Annotated in this window: 16 protein-coding genes and 1 tRNA gene; 10 read left to right on the plus strand and 7 right to left on the minus strand. The window is 33.8% G+C overall.

All coding sequences use genetic code 11. The features are described 5' to 3' along the window. Window positions 1-744: 744 nt before the first annotated feature. Both TERY_RS16455 and cobU read right to left on the minus strand, forming a co-directional pair. Window positions 745-1,203 carry a hypothetical protein gene (locus TERY_RS16455; protein WP_011612867.1) on the minus strand — a complete coding sequence of 153 codons (459 nt, stop codon included), beginning with the start codon at window positions 1,201-1,203 and terminating at the stop codon, window positions 745-747. 175 nt (window positions 1,204-1,378) lie between these two features. After that, window positions 1,379-1,942, minus strand: coding sequence for a bifunctional adenosylcobinamide kinase/adenosylcobinamide-phosphate guanylyltransferase (cobU, locus tag TERY_RS16460; protein ID WP_011612868.1), 564 nt, complete (start codon window positions 1,940-1,942; stop codon window positions 1,379-1,381). A gap of 87 nt (window positions 1,943-2,029) precedes the next feature. Here cobU and TERY_RS16465 point away from each other — a divergent pair, with 87 nt between their 5' ends. From TERY_RS16465 to hpsU, 3 genes are all read left to right on the plus strand, one after another. Further along, complete coding sequence (locus TERY_RS16465; RefSeq protein WP_011612869.1) at window positions 2,030-2,959, plus strand: glycosyltransferase; 930 nt, start codon at window positions 2,030-2,032, stop codon at window positions 2,957-2,959. Between the two features lie 217 nt (window positions 2,960-3,176). Further along, on the plus strand, window positions 3,177-4,106 hold the full coding sequence (locus tag TERY_RS16470) for a glycosyltransferase (RefSeq protein ID WP_011612870.1): 930 nt from the start codon (window positions 3,177-3,179) through the stop codon (window positions 4,104-4,106). 432 nt (window positions 4,107-4,538) lie between these two features. Next, window positions 4,539-5,144: a hormogonium polysaccharide biosynthesis acetyltransferase HpsU gene (hpsU, locus tag TERY_RS16475; RefSeq protein ID WP_011612871.1), complete on the plus strand. Its 606-nt coding sequence runs from the start codon at window positions 4,539-4,541 to the stop codon at window positions 5,142-5,144. Window positions 5,145-5,262: 118 nt separating this feature from the next. Here the strand turns inward: hpsU and TERY_RS16480 are convergent, their stop codons facing one another. Both TERY_RS16480 and trxA read right to left on the minus strand, forming a co-directional pair. Then, a complete protein-coding gene (locus tag TERY_RS16480; protein ID WP_011612872.1) occupies window positions 5,263-6,696 on the minus strand; it encodes a proton extrusion protein PcxA in 1,434 nt (477 codons plus the stop codon). A 459-nt stretch (window positions 6,697-7,155) separates the two neighbouring features. Next, window positions 7,156-7,479: a thioredoxin gene (trxA, locus tag TERY_RS16485; RefSeq protein WP_011612873.1), complete on the minus strand. Its 324-nt coding sequence runs from the start codon at window positions 7,477-7,479 to the stop codon at window positions 7,156-7,158. Between the two features lie 436 nt (window positions 7,480-7,915). On the opposite strand from trxA, the gene fabG reads away from it, so the two are divergent. The 3 genes from fabG (at window position 7,916) to TERY_RS25595 (ending at window position 11,245) form a co-directional block, all read left to right on the plus strand. After that, entirely contained in the window at window positions 7,916-8,674 is a 759-nt protein-coding gene (fabG, locus tag TERY_RS16490) for a 3-oxoacyl-[acyl-carrier-protein] reductase (RefSeq protein WP_011612874.1), read from the plus strand. Window positions 8,675-9,761: 1,087 nt separating this feature from the next. Then, window positions 9,762-10,907: a M14 family zinc carboxypeptidase gene (locus TERY_RS16495; RefSeq protein WP_011612875.1), complete on the plus strand. Its 1,146-nt coding sequence runs from the start codon at window positions 9,762-9,764 to the stop codon at window positions 10,905-10,907. Window positions 10,908-11,041: 134 nt separating this feature from the next. After that, the gene (locus TERY_RS25595; RefSeq protein ID WP_052845825.1) at window positions 11,042-11,245 is read left to right on the plus strand and encodes a hypothetical protein; all 204 of its coding nucleotides are present in this window, start codon (window positions 11,042-11,044) and stop codon (window positions 11,243-11,245) included. A 91-nt stretch (window positions 11,246-11,336) separates the two neighbouring features. Here TERY_RS25595 and TERY_RS25600 read toward each other — a convergent pair whose 3' ends face one another. The 3 genes from TERY_RS25600 to TERY_RS16510 all read right to left on the minus strand — a co-directional run bounded on the left by TERY_RS25600 (window position 11,337) and on the right by TERY_RS16510 (window position 15,731). Next, window positions 11,337-11,546 carry a 6-phosphofructokinase gene (locus TERY_RS25600; protein WP_370497251.1) on the minus strand — a complete coding sequence of 70 codons (210 nt, stop codon included), beginning with the start codon at window positions 11,544-11,546 and terminating at the stop codon, window positions 11,337-11,339. A gap of 107 nt (window positions 11,547-11,653) precedes the next feature. Next, a complete protein-coding gene (locus tag TERY_RS16505) occupies window positions 11,654-14,389 on the minus strand; it encodes a valine--tRNA ligase (protein WP_011612877.1) in 2,736 nt (911 codons plus the stop codon). A gap of 643 nt (window positions 14,390-15,032) precedes the next feature. Continuing rightward, window positions 15,033-15,731: a GDSL-type esterase/lipase family protein gene (locus tag TERY_RS16510; RefSeq protein WP_011612878.1), complete on the minus strand. Its 699-nt coding sequence runs from the start codon at window positions 15,729-15,731 to the stop codon at window positions 15,033-15,035. Between the two features lie 461 nt (window positions 15,732-16,192). On the opposite strand from TERY_RS16510, the gene TERY_RS16515 reads away from it, so the two are divergent. The 4 genes from TERY_RS16515 (at window position 16,193) to TERY_RS16530 (ending at window position 18,530) form a co-directional block, all read left to right on the plus strand. Then, window positions 16,193-16,441 carry a DNA-directed RNA polymerase subunit omega gene (locus tag TERY_RS16515; protein ID WP_011612879.1) on the plus strand — a complete coding sequence of 83 codons (249 nt, stop codon included), beginning with the start codon at window positions 16,193-16,195 and terminating at the stop codon, window positions 16,439-16,441. Window positions 16,442-16,474: 33 nt separating this feature from the next. Beyond that, the gene (locus TERY_RS35245; RefSeq protein ID WP_011612880.1) at window positions 16,475-17,131 is read left to right on the plus strand and encodes a hypothetical protein; all 657 of its coding nucleotides are present in this window, start codon (window positions 16,475-16,477) and stop codon (window positions 17,129-17,131) included. A gap of 411 nt (window positions 17,132-17,542) precedes the next feature. Further along, the gene (locus TERY_RS16525; protein ID WP_011612881.1) at window positions 17,543-17,908 is read left to right on the plus strand and encodes a DUF1818 family protein; all 366 of its coding nucleotides are present in this window, start codon (window positions 17,543-17,545) and stop codon (window positions 17,906-17,908) included. Between the two features lie 548 nt (window positions 17,909-18,456). After that, window positions 18,457-18,530: transfer RNA gene (locus tag TERY_RS16530), tRNA-Pro, on the plus strand. The last annotated feature ends 513 nt before the right edge of the window (window positions 18,531-19,043 follow it).

Genomic DNA, 19,043 nt, shown 5'->3' on the forward strand with positions numbered 1-19,043 from the left:
AACAAACACAAACTTGAAAATTTTCCGAATTATTCTACTTGGAGAGCTGAAAACCTGAAAAAATTTTCTAGGAGTGAAGAAAAAAGTACTACTATTTTATTTTTATCGATTATATAGTTGAGACAAAATGAGGTTTAATTGTGGCTTGCTAGTTAAATATTAAAACCTCAAAATAATAATTCAATAGGTATAGATTTAGGAACAGGAATTAAAACTTTTGCTGCTTTGAGAATAGTAAAAAAAACTGATTATCCTGAACCCCAGCCCCTCAAAAAACTGATTAATTAAGTAGCCTGTTTCAAAGAAGCTGTAAAAGACGCAAAATAAGCAAATCATTCTCGCGGAAAAACTAGAGGTTTTAAAGGATATCAAAAATAGGGATTAAGGGCTACTAAATTTCATGACTAACTGAAAACATAAGGATAAATTTTTGGCATAAATTATCTACTCAAACAAAATACGAAAACTAAGTAATAGTTTGAGAAGATTGAAACATTGATAGAATGATTAAAAAAACTGTATTTGGGGATCAATTTCAACTAGGGGTATAATGAAGTTGATTGATGACTATGTCAAAAACAAATATGGTGGGCCCGATTATGGATGATCTGTTATCTGATTTTGGACGTTATTAATAATCATTTTGGTCTGGAAGGCCATTATTGATTTGATTATTGTCTCTATTTGAGGGATAAGTATCATACTCTCTAGAGAAACGCTATTGATTAATATAATTTCAACTTTTCATCTTGGAGAATTGTGATGATAAGTATCAACGTTTTCTTTCTTCTTGCCACTTAACAGTCGCTCACAAATACTTAGCAGATATAATTTACTACTGATAGGTGCTCGTGGCAATGGTGTTTCAGTGTCAGGCCAGTTAGGAAGATCGAAACATGGACAGTACTCAGGAGGCATTCCTTTAACATGAAATGGAATTGGCATCGAACAACGAGCGCAAGAACAAATATCCCATTGTGGAGATAATAATTCTTCAGTTGTCTGATTAGTTCCTTCTAAATAACAATCTCCTGATTCAGATGATAAAATTTTCTGCCAGCATTCTTCAAATTCTTGAGTGTAGCGATCGCCTGATAGTATAACTTGAGGGACGAAAGATTCTTGGCCATTTCTAGTTAACATTTTCTTACCTAATTGAAACCAATAGGCAATGTATTTTCTAACTTGATCGTGAGATGCCATAACTTAAATGTCCGATAATTTTTTACTTATAGTCAATAGAAATATTTAATATTTAAAACAATTTAATTTTCTAAGATCTAATTTTATTAGAATTAATACATTGTGCATAATTTAAGTGTAGTATAAAGTTGAAGCATTTAGTTATTGAGAATTTATTAAGAATTACAAGATGAAATTAAAGTTTTAAAGGTATTCCTAAATCACTTAGAGGCAAAATGTAACCTGCAGTAACTAGATAAACAGAGTCAGAAATAACTCCTAACCGACGAATAAGACTACCAAGGCGATCGCGAAACAAACGTCCAGAAGGAAAAGAAGGAACAACTCCCCAACCTGTTTCTTCAGCGACTAAAATGACATTACCCTTAACTTTTAATAAACATTCAATTACTGTTTCTAAAGTTTCATTCCAAGTCTGTTCATCCTGTGCCAAAATATTAGCTAACCAAGTACCTAAAGAATCTACCAAAATACAAGAATCTTCATCGCTATAATTAATCAAAGCTTCTGATAATTTTACAGGTATTTCTAAAATTATCCAGTCAGAAGGACGACGATTTTTATGTTGTTTAATTCGAGCTTGCCATTCTAAATCACTAGCATTAATTTGAGAAGTAGCTATATATATTACTTTTTTTCCAGAATTAGTGGCTAAACTTTCTGCCCACTCACTTTTACCAGAACGAGCAGGGCCAGTAACTAAAATTAACTTATCAGAATTAGCTGTAGAAAAATTCATGGAGAATAAAACTAAATGTTCAACTAGGAAGGATAATAAATTTAGGAAAAGCAATTATGTCGATATTCAAAAAATCATAACTAAACTATGGTCTTAATCTCTGCTATTATATGTACTCATAATCGGGACAATTATTTAGGAGCTGCAATAGATAGCTTGTTAGCACAGGATTTTCCTGGTAACTTTGAAGTATTAGTAGTAGATAATGCTTCAAAAGATAACACTCGCAAAGTAGTAGAAGCAAGACTTACGAACCCCAAACTGGAATATATCTATGAACCAGTCACAGGGTTATCTGTGGCCAGAAATACGGGGGCAAAAACAGCCAGTGCTGAAATTTTAGCTTATCTTGATGATGATGCTGTTGCTAGTTCCCAATGGTTAAGAGTACTATACGAAGCCTATCAAAGTAACAATAAACTAGCTATTGCTGGGGGCAAAGTCACTTTAATTTGGCCCAAAGAAATTTATCCTCCCAAATGGCTGTCTGTAGAATTATCAGGCAACTTAGGTTACTATGATCTTGGTAATTCTGTTGTATATATTGACCAACCAAGCTTAACTCCTAGAGGTCTAAACTATTCAATTCGTCGAACATTTCTGGAACAAATTGGTGGTTTTAATACTAATTTGGGTCGAGTCGGCAAAAAATTATTATCAAATGAAGAGTTACACAGCACAGAATTAGCCATAAAGCAAGGTTGGCAAGTAGCCTATCTACCAGAAGCATTAGTTGCTCATAACGTAGCACCAGAGAGGGTAAAACCTTCTTGGTTTATTGAAAGAGGTTGGTGGCAAGGTATCAGTGAATGTTACCGAGAACAGCTAGCTGGTCAAGCAGGTTTCGGCCAATTATCCCGGGGAGGGGAGAGAATGATTAGAGGTCTGTATAAGTCTCTAAAAAATATTACAGACCCGGCAAAGCGTTTTGATAATTTTGTGTACGCTTATGGCCAAATTGGCTATTTAGGAGCAGCTATTCAGGGTATGATACTCAACATCCTCCCCGGCTGTTAGGGATGGAGCGTTCTTGCCGACCGAAGCCTAAAGCCTAAGGGTGCGCGCAGGTTGACTTTGTCTTAGTATTGTTACGACTAGAAAGTCAAAGACCTTTTTTATAAGGATGGGGTCTAGGATGAGGAAAAAAACCTTATTACCTAATACCTAAGGCCTAAAACTTTTAAAGGGTAGGGACAACAATAATAGTAATTCCCAATATTAAAAATTATTTACTATGATATCACCTAAGATACCAGTATCAGTTCTAATTCCTGCTAAGAATGAAGAGAAAAATTTACCTGCTTGTCTAGAAAGTGTAGCAATAGCAGATGAAATATTTGTGGTAGATTCTCAAAGTAGTGATCAGTCTACTGAAATAGTTGAAAGTTATGGAGCAAATTTAGTACAGTTTCATTTTAATGGAACTTGGCCGAAAAAGAAAAATTGGTCTTTGGAGAATTTACAATTTCGGAACGAGTGGGTATTAATAGTTGATTGTGATGAACGTATTACTTCAAAACTTTGGGATGAAATTGATAGAGCAATTCAGGATCCAAATTATAATGGTTATTATATCAACCGGAAAGTATTTTTTCTAGGCAAATGGATTCGTCATGGAGGGAAATATCCTGATTGGAACCTCAGATTATTTAAACACAAAGAAGGTCGCTACGAAAACCTAAAAACTGAGAGTGTGCAGAATATTGGGGATAATGAGGTACATGAACACGTTATTTTAACTGGCAATGCAGGCTATTTAAAAAATGATATGCTTCACGAAGATTTTCGTGATTTATTTTGCTGGATCGAAAGACATAACCGTTATTCTAATTGGGAAGCGCAGGTATATTACAATGTACTAACTGGTCAAGGTGATAATGAAACTATTGGCGGTAGTTTATTTGGAGATGCAGTAAAGCGCAAGCGTTTTCTCAAAAAAATATGGGTGAGACTACCATTTAAACCTTTCTTGAGATTTATTTTATTCTATTTTATTCAACTAGGATTTTTGGATGGTAAAGCAGGATATATTTATGGTAGGTTATTGAGTCAATATGAGTATCAAATTGGTGTTAAGCTTTATGAGCTTAAAGACTGTAATGGTCAGTTGAATGTTGCTCAAAAGAAACGACAAAATACTAATTCTGAACGAGTTAGTTGTTGAAATAGATTCAGATAGTAATAGCTAGTAGTAATAGAAGTTAGGCTCATTAAAAATATCTGGTTGAATTTTGTCATTCTTGAATTGATAAAGAATCATTGGCAACAGTAACATCGTAAAAGTTCAAACATGGTAAATTTGTCGTCCTTAAGAATGTTTGAGCATCTCTATGGGGGAAAATATGAAGCAGAATATAGAAAATAGAAGTGTCTAAAATCTGTTTTCTGTATCTCTCATTTTTATCTAAATACTGGCAGAAGAACCGCACCATAAGTTTTAATTTAGTATCGGGATGAATGCCTTGCAAGAAATGTGTCTTTATCATAAAACTTTAGTACTAGTATAGCAGTCGAAAACAATATTTATTGAGAAAACGTAAAAAGCAGCGATGTCAAAACTTATTGTTCTGCTTAAAAACACATAGTAGTGGACATTATGACAAATAAACAACAAACAGAATCTTGGGTCGATCTTCGCAAATACAACCAATCTTGGTATGACCGAGGTAAACCAGGTTGGTTTGTATTGCTGTGGTGGTTAGTACAAGCAATTATTTTTCCCTTAACTCCTCAGCCTTTATATGGTGTGAGACGACTAATATTAAATCTTTTTGGAGCTAGAATAGGTCAAGGAGTTTTAATTCGCCCTACTGCCAGATTTACTTATCCTTGGAAAATAGTGATCGGTGATTATAGTTGGATCGGAGACGATGTAGTTTTATATAGTCTTGAGCGTATCGAAATAGGTAAGCATTGTATTATATCTCAAAAAAGTTACCTTTGTACTGGTAGTCATAATATAGAAGACCCTACATTTGGTTTACAAACAGCAGGTATTACTATTGGCAATGGTACTTGGGTAGCAGCAGATTGTTTTGTTGGCCTTGGTGTTAAAATTGGTGCTAATGCAGTTATTGGTGCTAGGAGTAGTGTTTTTAAAGATATGCCTCCAGGCCAAGTTTGTTTAGGAACACCTTGTGAACCTCGTTACCAAAGAAAAATTAAAGATATAGGAAGGAAGGAGTTAGAAGTTAGAAGTTAGAAGTTAGTAGTTAAGAGTTAGTAGTTAGCTTCATATTTAATATGACTAATAAATAAACCAGATATATATTTTCTTTTTTTTATATTTCCCAATTTCCAATTCCTTAATTTCAAATCTTTTACTCATTCATATTCTTATAAGTTGCTACAGCAGAAGGTGAACTACGGTTCAAGTAGCGGAATATCCAATACTTAAAAACAGCATCCAAAATTACTGGAAAAGTTGCAATAAATAAGAAGTTAAAATCTCTACTTTCTGGTAATCCAAAATGTCTAGTAATATTTTCTAAAATTACTTCCCAACCGTGAGGAGAGTGAAATCCCACAAACATATCTGTTAACAAAATAATGATAAACGCTTTAGCACTATCACTAAGACCATATACAACATCATCCATGAAAGATTTTAAAACCTCAAGTTCTCTTTTACGAGTAGAAATAATAATAACAAAAGTTATCAAAGATATGAAATCACAAAAAATATTTTTAATCCCATTATTACCCTTGGCTTTGTATTCCAAAGCTATTTCTTGAGCCTTTTTTTCGACTTTATGTTCAATCAATTCTTCCCGTTCTGATTTAGGTATTTCGGTAATTTCTTTCCCAGATTCATATAACTCTGGAAATAGCTCTGGAGCTTGACCTAAATACATTTTAAAATGAAGTTTTTCCTCATATTGATGTAGTTTTACTAAAGCTTCCTCTTCCATGTTAGAATTAAGAAATAATTCTGCTTGTTGATGAGGTAGTGACATAAAATTATCAACCAAATAACCCACAAAAGTTATTTTTGATAACTGGTGTATAAGTAAAGGGACTAAAATCACCAGCAAAATAAATCTAACTGAAGTAAGAGTCTTAATCTGGGATTTCCTGAACTTTCTAATGACTTCTGTTTCAGCTTCAGGATCTAATTCTTGTTTGATTTTTTTGAAAGTCTTTAACAAGGAACGGGGCAAAAAGTTAGTGTTAGGAATATTACTTTTCAGTTCAGCTAAATTATTTTGATTCTGTGAAGAACCGGCTCGAACATTATTAGGATAATTATTAACATTAACGTTACTAGAGACTATAGCTATAGATGATGAAGAATGAGGAATTTCTAGATCTGTATTTAATTCTTGTGCTTCATGGTTTGAGGATTTATAATATCGACTAGATACTTGATCGATAAACTCTAGTTTGTCTAAAATGATTGATGATCGCCCTGGAAATTCTTGCTGGTAATTTTGATCAAATTTATCTTTTTGTTTGTCAACTTTATTTTGATCAAGAGTTCCTACTACTGAAATACTTGTATTAAATTCAGCTAATCTAACTTGAATAATTTTTAAGTATCGATTAAGTTGAGAATTAAAATAAGATTTAGTACTATTACTATAACTAATTGATACATTAGAAATTTTTCGGCCTTCAAAATGTTCCTCTTCAATAGACCTAATCTTGTTAGCAGCATCATAAGCCATGTTCAAAGCTCTTTCAGGAGTTTTTCGGAACCACTGGTTAGCATTCAGTACAGACAGTTTAAATTGCTTCCAGGGAGAAATAGCCATATTTATTAGATTCTGATAAATTGAAATAGATTACCATACATAAATAGTAAGCATTCAACCCTCACCTATCAGCTAGCCTTCTGGGTGAAAACTTCAACCATTCAACTATGAGTGATTAACTTATTGTCATGTTTGTGACAAATTAATCTCAAACAATAATTAAGAGTTATGAATGAAATTAGTCTGAAATATAAACTTACTAATTCCTTGACTTTTTCAAAAGCTGTTTGCTGAATTGGGATAGCTGAATGCTTACTATAAATGATATTAGCAATCTAATCTAATTTTTATATCTTTGATCACAAGTTGCACTTATTTAAGAATGAATAAGATTTTTATTTTTTCGCTATAATTATATCATTTATAATCTAATTTTAGCATATTTTTACTTCTATTGTCAGGAGCAGTTATCTTAAATACTTAGTGAAAATTATCTCTATATTCTGCAAGAAAATTTAATTAAATTGAGGTCATCTTATTTAAGCGTTCCACTAATTGTGGTGATTGTATTACTCCTTCTATTCTGTCTACTGGCTGACCATTTTTAAACAGGACTAAAGTGGGTAGGGATTCAATATGATAACGAGATGCTAACTGAGGATATTTATCTGTATCAATTTTAACTATTCGCAGTTTATCTTTGATTTGTTGATTTACCTGTTCTAGAATAGGGGTCATCATCTTGCAAGGGCCACACCAGGTGGCATAAAAATCGACTAAAACGGGTAGATCTGAACCAGCAAGTAATTCATCAAAATTATTAAACTTCTTTTTAATTGCCATAATAAAAAAATTTATTAGAACTGATATTATGATTGCTAATAATTATTAACAATGCACAGTAAGATTAACTCACTGAGGGGGTATTTCCCAATGCCTACTTTGAAAACCTGTCGACGCTTTTAAGTACTTACATTGCCTTGGTGGCTAGGTGTTCACAGAAGTTGAATTACAAGGCCCGGCAGTAACGTTAACTTATTAGTATAGTGGTTACTTAGTGGGCTAGTTCCATAGCACAAACTAGTCTTATTGTCTAATTATAACACAATTAGTTAACCTTGATAAGTATAGCTATATCAGTATATATAAACTTAGATTTATAGATGTCAGCAAATCAGTAATAGTTAAATAACCAAAATTCCTGGAATATTTAAATTTTTGCTCTTTAGCATTTAGTATAAGCTAGTTTAAGCTTGATATAAAACAAAAGGATTTGATTATGGAAGCATTGCCAGAAACATTACAACGTTTAAAAGGAAAAGTAGCAATAGTTACAGGTGCATCCAGAGGAATTGGCCGAGCAACAGCTTTAGCATTAGCAATGGAAGGGGCAAATGTAGTTGTTAACTATGCTAAATCTAGTGATACTGCTGAGGAAGTAGTAGCAGAAATAGTTGCGGCGGGTGGTAACGGTCTGGCACTACAAGCAGATGTTTCTCAAGTTGAGGAAGTGGATAACTTAATTAAAGAAGTGATGGAAAAGTGGAGTCGTGTTGATATCTTAGTTAATAATGCTGGTATTACTCGCGATACATTACTGCTGCGGATGAAACTAGAAGACTGGCAGTCAGTAATAGACTTAAATTTGACAGGAGTATTTCTTTGTACTCGTGCTGTGAGTAAAATTATGCTCAAACAAAAAAGTGGGCGCATTATTAATGTTGCTTCAGTGTCCGGGCAAATGGGTAATCCTGGTCAAGCTAATTATAGCGCAGCAAAAGCAGGAGTAATTGGCTTTACTAAAACTGTGGCCAAAGAACTTGCTAATAGAGGAATTACAGCAAATGTGGTTGCTCCTGGGTTTATTGAGACTGATATGACTAAAGACCTGAAAAATTCTGAGGAAATTATTAAGTTTATTCCTCTAGGTCGTTATGGTAAACCAGAAGAGGTAGCAGGTATGATTAGGTTTTTAGCTGCTGATGATGCGGCGAGTTATATTACGGCTCAAGTATTTAATGTAGATGGGGGTTTTTAACTGTTATCTATAATTTTACATTATCTGTAAATATAATCATTTCAATAGGATGTAAAACTGATTTACACCGAAATAACTAGTAAAAAACCAAAAAGCCAAACACTAGTTCTGTAGCTTTTCATGGGAATAAATTGGGATTTGTAGTTAACAAAAAATATTCTTAATTATAATTTCAATTATCTTGAAGTGTAAGATTAAGTCTTCCATTGTCATTAACTTACATAAGTTTTTGGTAGCTATGGCTAAACTAAAAAACTTCTGGCTCTACTAAGATAAATTTATTTCTAGCTAGGAAAAACATTTCCGGCTAACAACAAAACTTACAAATTAAGTTGAGAGAAAACTATGATGAAATAAATTAAACCTTTTATAGAATCTTCTTTGTTAGCACTTTCTTCTAGTATTTTGCTAGTAACTTTACCTTAGTTGATGGTAGTGTTAACTGTTACCTTGTTAGCTTAACCAGCACAAGCTAGAACAGTAACAGTACCTTTTATTTTGGGAAAGAGTTTTGGTTTTGGTTATGGTTCGTGTGACGTTATGGTGGTGTCGCAGGATACAGGTAATATTTACAAGATAAAGTATTATAGTTAGGTTGAATGAAGCCTCAGTTGTGTCTGAGGTTCTGATTGAGGTAAATTATATAATATAACTAACTATTTGCTGAGGAGAATTCATCCGGTCGGCAAATCATCTAATATTAGCTCGGTTGAAAAGTTATATTTAGAATACACTAATGTTATTTAGGAAGCTTTTTGAGGTAGAAAATTGCCCCCTGTCTATTATGGGTATATCAGAAGTCCTAAAGCAACATTTAAGGTAAAACAATTGATTAGGATGTGTTAGCTGAAGAAGGTGGACTCTAACGTGCAGTTTTTTTAGTTTAGGGTCATTAACAAATTTGACTTTTAACTCCTGATTTTTAGGTTTGTTTGTCAAATAGCATCTTACTAACTCTTCTTTGAGTTAATTAAAAAATCGCACTTCAGCAACCTATCACTAACTTTTTAATAACATAATTCCATCTTTCAAAATATTGTAAGCATTCAGGTATTAGCTATCAGTTATTAGCTACTTTAAAAAATTGATGAAACCAAAGATTTATACTATACCTTTAAGACAATTTGCTTCTGGGGATTTTCTGTATTTACAAGTTTATAAATTCATTGGAAATCAAGCAGGAAAAAAAGCTTATATTCAAGCAAATTTACATGGAGCTGAGATTAGTGGTAATGCTGTTATTTATCACTTGATAGAGTTTTTAATGAATCTGGATAATAATCAATTAATAGGAGAAATATGGTTAGTCCCTGTTTGTAATCCTGAAGGAGTTAATGTGCGATCGCATCAATTTTCATCAGGTAGATATAATAGCTATGATGGTAAAGATTGGAACCGGATATTTTGGGATTATGAAAAGGAAAATGTAGATATCGAAGCTTTTGCTAAAGCTCAAATCAACTTGTCAGAAACAGAAATAAAAAATAATTATCGCCAGGAAATTTTACGTAGTTTTAATCAACAGTTAGAAAAAATTAATTCCCCTAGTAGTACACCTTTCTATAAACAATATAGATATCAACTACAATCGTTATGTTTAGATGCAGATTATGTGATAGATTTACATAGTTCAAGTAATCAAAGTTTAGATTATTTTTATTGCTTTCATGGTAGGGAAGAAAGTGCTAAGTCATTTCTTTTTGATTATGGAATTTTAGTGCTTGAGGGTGAATATGAAGGAAATACTTTTGATGAGGGTTTTTTGAAACCTTGGTTAGCTTTAGAAAGGCATTTGAAAAAGTTAGGAAAACCAATTCAATTTGATATAGAATCATGGACATTAGAATTAGGTTCAGGAATGAAAATGAACCCCGAATCAGTGACAAAAGGTATTCGGGGATTGAAAAATTATTTAGCTAATAAAAAGTTATTAAAAATTCCTGAATTTCCCTTGAAGGAATTAGCAGATCATCAAATAGTTTTTACTACTAGACAAGAGATGAAGCCTTATTATGCTCCTGTAGGTGGTATGATTCAAAATCGAATGGAGCCTGGTACAATTGTTAAAAAAAATCAGCGTCTTTATCAAATACTAAATTTTAACAAAAATCAAGATTTGCCAAAAGTTGTAGATGTTTTTGCACAAACAGATGGTTTAATTTTAGATAATTCAACAAACCATTGTGTTAATCAAGGAGATTTTGTATTAGAAATTATACGGGAAAAACTGTAGAAGTTTTACATACCAAACTTCTACAAAGTTTCTTGCTAACTCTGGGGCTAAAAGTCTGAAAAACTGTAGTGTTATAGTTGAGGAAAAATAATTTGACTTAATCTCTGAAACAAAGACATAAGCTTCGAGCAGTTTTGACTAAAGTATCATTAGGCTCTACTGCTCTGTACTTAGCGATCGCCTCTACAATAGGCACACTGAAACTTGTAGATTTGGCCAAGTTATTATCTGGTCATATTTTCCTTCAGCAATTATATCGACTGCTACTACTCCAAAAGCTGAAGCAAGTAAAGGGTCGGTGGGGGGGAAGAAAAACCGCCTGGTTAAATATTATCTAACAATGTAAAACGAGTTTCCGCACCAGGACAAACATAGACTTTATCTGCTAGATAATGTTCAGTACTGCCAAAATGAGACTTAACAAATAAATCATCTTGTATCACTTTCCGTCCTCACGGCCTCTGCTAAAACTATCAAAGAGTAGTTTTTGTCTAAATTAGAACGTTTGCTAATATAGTTACAAATATTATCTATTTTATCAGGAATTTCGGGTATCAAAATCATATCTGTACTACTAGCAAAACCAGCATTTAGAGGAATATGAATCGCATCTCCGCACATTACTTCTAAAATTAGAATGAAACATTTTTTTCACCGAATTAATTGGATTTCATATTAGATTATCAAATGTCGTCATTTGAAATGACAAAAACCTACTTTCTGCACAAATTTAGTTAATTTTTGACTTAATTTGACTGGAACTTATCCAAGCGATCGCGCAAAAATTCTGCCTGCTTTTCTGCCTCTGCCAAATTATTTCTAGTTTCCTCCACAAATTTAGGGTCTGCCTTCTTCACAAAATCTGGTTTACTCAACCGTTTTTTAGTAGATCCTATCTCTTTTTCCAACTTCTCTAACTTTTTGTTCAGTCTAGCAGATAAAGCTTCAATATCTACTACTCCTGATAATGGAATTAAAACTTGTACAGTACCAATAACACCAGCAATAGTTTGACCAACCTTTAAATCAACACTAGAAGTAATATTCAACTTTTCAATTTTAATTAAATCCTGAATATAATTCTCTCCTTTCCTCAAAATTTCACGTTCCTGTTCATTCTGACTCTGCAAAATTGCCGTAATTTTTACCTTTGGCTTAATATCAACCTCCGCCCGTAAATTTCTGAGACTCCGAATTACCCCAATTAATAACTCAAACTCATGCTCCAAATCAGAATTAATTAAAGATTTATCTAACTTTGGATAAGACTGTAAAGCCAAACAATTTTCTTCTCCAACTTGATTCAAAGTATGCCAAATTTCTTCAGTAATATGAGGCATAAAAGGATGTAATAACCTTAAAATTCCATCCAAAACATAAGCTAAAGTTTGCTGTGCCACCAACCGAGAATTTTCATCTTCACCCTGTAAACGAGACTTAACTAATTCAAGATACCAATCACAAAAATATCCCCAAATAAATTCATAAAGACCTTTAGCAGCTTCTCCCAAACCATAATTATCTAAATAATCGCAAGTTTGTTGCACAGTCTGATAGAAGTGAGACAAAATCCAACGGTCAACTAATTCTAATTTATCTACCTCTGGTTTCCCTAATTCTTCAGGAGTTTTACCCTCTAATTTCATCATGACAAACCTAGCAGCATTCCAAATTTTATTAGTAAAATTTCGAGAAGCTTCTACTGATGCAGACTCATCAGTTTCTCTATTATAATCCATCCTCACATCTTGTCCTGCTCCAGCAGTTTCTCGCATCAAAGTGTAACGTAAAGCATCGGTACCATACTTTTCAATTAATAATAATGGGTTAATACCATTTCCAGCAGATTTAGATTGTTTTTTACCGTTTTCATCTAACATTAAACCGTGAATATAAACAGTTTCAAATGGCATTTTTCCAGTCAAATGTACTCCCATCATTGTCATTCTAGCTACCCAAAAAAAGATGATATCAAAACCAGTAGAAAGAGTGCTAGTAGGATAATATTTTTCTAAGTCTGGAGTATTTTCCGGCCAGCCCAATGTGGAAAACGGCCATAAACTAGATGAAAACCAAGTATCAAGAACATCTGGGTCTTGTTGAATTTTGACATGGTCGCCAAATTTTTTCTTTGCTACTTCTAACGCTTCCGCTTCAAAGCGAGCCACAACAAAAGGAGTATTATCGGCAATTTCTCCATTAGTTTCACTAATAACATACCAAGCCGGAATTTGATGACCCCACCAGAGTTGTCGGGAAATACACCAGTCTTGAATTTTTACCAACCAGTCGCGATAAACTTTCGTCCAACGTTCAGGAACAAATTTGGGTTGGTTGTGCCTATCCAATAATTCCAGTGTTTTCTCCGCCAAGGGTTTAATTTTAACAAACCACTGAGTTGAGAGCAGTGGTTCTACAGGTACTTTGCCACGATCACTATAGGGAACACTATGACTATAATCTTCTACTTTTACTAAAACCCCTTCTTCCTTTAACCGTTGGACAACATTTTTCCGCGCCTCAAAACGGTCTTGCTCAACAAACACTCCCGCATTTTCATTCAAGCTACCATCTTTATTCATAATATTGATTAACGGCAAGTTATGACGTTTACCCATTTCAAAATCATTAGGGTCGTGAGCGGGAGTAACTTTAACACAACCAGTACCAAACTCAGGATCAACCAACTCATCAGCAATAATAGGTATTTCCCGTTTCATTATTGGTAGCATAACAGTTTTGCCGATAATATCTTTGTAGCGATCGTCATTAGGGTTAACAGCAACACCAGTATCTCCCAACATTGTTTCTGGGCGAGTAGTAGCGACTTCCACATAACCACTGCCATCAGTGAGAGGATAACGGAAATGCCAGAGGTTCCCATTAACTTCTTTATTTTCTACCTCTAAGTCAGAAACAGCAGACTGACTAGCCGGACACCAGTTGACCAAATAATTACCACGATAGATGAGACCTTGTTCGTAGAGACGCATGAATGCCTCAATGACAGCTTTTGATAAGCCTTCATCCAGGGTAAAACGTTCCCGTGTCCAGTCTGTAGAAACTCCTAAGCGACGCAGTTGATTAACAATAGTGCCACCAGACTCTGCTTTCCATTCCCAGGCAAGTTTGAGAAATTTTTCCCGCCCGACATCGTAGCGAGTTTGGCCATCCGCTTTGAGTTTGCGTTCCAGAATAGTTTGAACTGCGATACTAGCGTGATCTGTGCCTGGGAGGTAGAGGGTATTGTCACCACGCATCCGATGGTAACGGATAAGGGCATCAATAAGAGAATTATTGAAAGCATGGCCTGCATGGAGACTACCTGTAACATTTGGTGGAGGAATGACTATGCAGTAGGGGTCGCCTGCTTGCTTAGGGTCTGCTTTGAAAGTATTGTTTTCTTCCCAATATCTCTGCCATTTAGCTTCAGTGACAAAGGGGTCGTATTTTGTTGGTAGTTCTGGTATGCTTCTTGTCATTTAACTTATGAGTTATCAGTTATCAGTTATTAGTACTTCTAAATGAAGCCAGAGCTTTGAAATACTAAAGTTTATTTTTTTCATCCCCAAATAAATAGTTTTCAGCTGGGGAAAATAAAAAAAATGATTATCCTTTAGGGACTTTGCATGCCACCCACGTTCCATAAATCCAAATTGTAACATTAAAAGTAATATACTAATCAGTAGTTTAGTAAGTACTTATACTATATAAATCATCTTTATTAACCTTTCTCAGAAGTCAAATTATCAGGAAAATATTAAGCATAAATACTTGATTGTGTACTCAATTATAACCACTATAATTTTCTCCTGATTCTTGTGCGGGGGAGTGGTGAATGGCCACTACGACTCCTAACTCCTGATTTCTCATACTATATTTTGTCGTGGGGAATTTAGAATGGAACGTCCCTACTTTCTTTGTGGTTTACTAATCATCAAAAAAACCTGTAAAAGAGCAGGAGCTTTAAGACCTTATTTTTTAGTCATAGATAGGAAAGAAAAATTTTTGGACGTTGTTTAATTTCTTTTAAGATTGTGCAATTCTCTAAAGAACATGATATGTTCATATTTTTTTATCTCAATGGTTTTGATTACTTAGAAATATTTGGTCATCCTTTTTTATCTAAGTAGTTAATAAATAAAGAGATTCCCAGTTTAGTACATCTTCTAAAAGGGATTGATAACCTCTAACATTAGGATGAATCCCATCATTACAGAGACGTGATCGCCACCAACTTTCCCCCCGAATTAACCATTTTTCAAAGACATCTAAATAAGGTATTTGTCGCTTTAAACAAGCTAAACGAGTTGCCTCCTTATATATGTATTGGTCATCGTGACTATAATATAAACAATTCTGGAAAGGCATTTTAGCTTGGTCAACAGGAACCATTCCTACAAATATTACAGGGCAAAGTTGCTTTGATGTATCTAATAACTTATCTAAAATTTTTTGAAATCTGGAAAAATCTGTATAATAACGTCCATCTGGTCTTTGGACTCTAGCAGAATCATTTACCCCAACAGAAAGAAGAATAATATCTGGCTGACGATTTTTTAATTCTCCCCGATGACGAAACTCATCCTCCAAGCGTTGTTCCACTTGTAAAACTCGGTTTCCCCGGACTCCCAAATTATATAGTACATGACCAGGACTATCTGGTAACATCCAATGTCGTCGTAGTCTTTCTACCCATCCACCACCTTCATAATCACCAAAACCATAAACTAAGCTATCTCCTAATGCAACTATTTTTAGAGGATGATGATAGGACCCAGAAAAGTGGTTTTGCTTTGAAGTATCAAGGACTGATGTTAACATAAATAACAAATATAATTTTAAAAAATTTAGATCAGTTTTATTATAATTTATTATAATTAATTAATATTTATGAAGTTTTAACTACAAAAATTTAGTATTCGTGTAAATAGTTGTACTAATTAATTATTACTAGTTGATTTAAGGGTAAAAGTATTGACAGATAAAGGCTTTAGCCTTTTTGGGAAAAAAATATCAGCTTTTCACAAGTTTCAGGGCTCAAATAATTTAGGGTTTTGGGCGCTCATTCCAGAAGGCATCCAGGGACAATTTTTACCTATATCCACCTATATCCTTATATAAAATTCCTGTTTATCCTTCCAACCTACTCCCTCAAAAGACTTTTTCAGTAAATTCTAATTACAAGCAGATTTGGTGATTAATATGGTATAGTTATTTTAGTAACGTCTTTAATTAGGGTAAATATTTTTTTTATTTATTCCCTATCCTATTCCCTATTCTATATGCAAAAGCAATCTAATATTAATTCGGTAGAACTAAGCCGTAAGTCTGAGGAGCTAATCAAAGCTTCTTCTAATCGCTATCGGGCTGTGGTACAAGTAGCTAATCGTGCCAAGCGTCGTCGTTATGAAGATTTTGATAATTTTGATGAGCAAGCAGTCAAGCCAGTCATTCGTGCTGTATTGGAAATGTCTGATGAGTTGATGCAACCAGAAATAATTAGTGAAGTTGGCAATAATATAGATAGATAAATTATTAATAATAATATTTGGTAGTTAATAGCCATGAGCAATAAGCAATGGCTCAAATATTTCAATATTACTTTTATAACAGCAATGGTTTGGGTTAGTATAGGGTTATTGTGGACTTCTTTAATTAGTGCAGCACACCCTTCTACTTATTTATTTAAATACCAGTTTAAAAAAATTACAAGCCAAGACAATTCTCAGTACCCCATAAAAATTGTCCAACAGCTGGTTCAACCTAAAGAAGTCTGGCCATTTGTCTATGAAAAAATACCAGATTTGCCATTGGAAAATTATTACATATCTAAGGAAACGGGGAAAGTAAATACTGAGGATACTTTGGTATCGCGTCTAATTAGGTATCATTTCTATGTCAAAGGTCGTGCGCCTAATTATAGATTTGATTGGAAATTAACATTAGCAGATTATTTGGGGGCTAATGATTATCTACGGTCATCTGTATATCCTGGTAATGATTCTTTGACAGAAAATCCAATGAAGGGCGATCGCCAAGCAATTCAAAATTTAACTCGTTCTCAAAGAAATGCTTTAGTTAATAGGTTAGTAGATATTTTTGGAGGCGACTCTAACCCTCCATCTATTCCAAAAATGGAATACAGAGGTGACTCTGAGCAGGTAGCTCCTAGGGTACCAGTTATTCTTAAACAAGAAGGTGCAGATTTACTTAAACCTTAACTAGCTATCAGCTTTTCTCTGAAAATTGTCTATAAATGGCCATTCTGCTATCACATAAAAATTCAGGGGTAACAGTCCCACGTTTTGAAGGCATTGCTGAATCAAGCTATGAAACTATTATTTGGCCAAATCTTCAATGCTTTTGTTAGGTGTTTTGGGCTGTTGCCGAAATAAAACACTAAAGGACATAAAATTTGGTAATGATGAAGAGTATTATCGCTATTTAAAGAAAAATCATAGCAACCCATCGGCAAAGGTCATTTTACAAAGCTGCTGATGTCTATGAAAGGGACTTAAGCTCCCTATTATGAACTTTGAGAAACTGATTATTGATTACTAATTACTGAGTATTTTTTTAACTATAAACTTTGAGAAGCTGATTACTGTAATTGCTGAGTAATAGTTTAAGTTATGGAACGAATAGTCAAAAGTGGAGTTGGTTGGCGCTTAGGTTGGAACCCTGAAGCACCAGAGTTTCAAGGTTTAGTGGGTGGGGATAATTGGTCAATAGAACTGAGTGCAGGAGAATTAGATGATTTTTGTCGATTATTACACCAGTTAAGCAAAACTATTAGCCAAATGGCGGACGAGTTGATGGATGAGGAAAGAATAGTATGTGAAGCTGAAAGTGATTTGCTATGGATGCAGGTGGAAGGTTTTCCTGAAAGTTATACCGTTCAGTTTATTTTAAATCAAGGGCGCAGGGGCGAGGGAAAATGGCCTGTAGATGCTGTACCTAGTTTAGTCGAAGCAGCAGAAATGTTGAAGATTTTTTGATTAATATCATGTCTTTTGGAATGCTCAAAACAAAAATTTTAGGAAATAGGTAATAGGGTTTAAAAAATAGGGAGCAATTGGAAAAAGAAAAACATTTTTGATTATGGCTAATTTAGGGTTTGCTAAAAAACATTTTTGAAAATTTTTTTTTGAGAAGGGACTGGTTAGGAAAAATGGGAATTATATAAAGGAAGTAGGATTTAAGAATTCTTCGTTACTACCCTCTGCCCTTGTCTAGCTAAAATCCTAACTTATGTGAGCAAGAGCTATGGAAAAGCTGGACTAAAAAAAAAGACTAAATCCTTTGAGAGTTAATCAGCAAGCTATACTGAATCAGACTTGGTATATATCTGTGGTAATATGTTATGATTTAAAAATATGCTTTAAAATGTTTTTAGTAAAATAACTTGTCAAAATGTGATTTAAGATGTACTATTGATATAAGCTAAGGGCATGGATGTTACTAAATACTGAAACTCAGTTTTGTTAAATACTACTTTTAACTTTGTTCTTTCTGGCTTATTATTTGTTTGTTTATATTGCTATAACGGGGCGTAGCGCAGCTTGGTAGCGCACCACTTTGGGGTAGTGGGGGTCGTGGGTTCAAATCCCGCCGCTCCGATTAAAAAGAAATTTTAATATTACGGTTATAGAAAAATTTCTATTAATAAAGGGTTATTATAAAGGGCTACATTAGTAATATTAACCCAATGATCATACAGAAGTTTTCGCGATTGAAAGCAAAAAGTAGTATATATCGACCCATGATAAGAAAGGTGGGAAAAAATAATACTCGGATCAAGAGTGTGTTTTCTTCACTTAAGTTCTCCCTTTCATGAATGGGAATAGGATGAAAAACTTTCTATCTGTTTGTACATAAGTAATTTTGAGTTGCCACAATAGTTCTATAAAATCTTTAAACAAATCTACTAGTTCATTGGTATTAGAGTTAATTTTGCGGTTCTAAAGTAATTTAGTTCAAATTCCCGCCCATAGTGTTTGTAAATGTTTGTAGTTTGATTCATTTTTGTTGTTACCAATGGATCCTATTACTATTTATGCGAGATTCACTGTTTTGCCTCTAAATATGGCCATAAAATAGCTAAAAAACTTAGTCTAGCTCCATGGCATTTGA

The organism is Trichodesmium erythraeum IMS101, from assembly GCF_000014265.1.
GTDB classification, from domain to species: domain Bacteria; phylum Cyanobacteriota; class Cyanobacteriia; order Cyanobacteriales; family Microcoleaceae; genus Trichodesmium; species Trichodesmium erythraeum.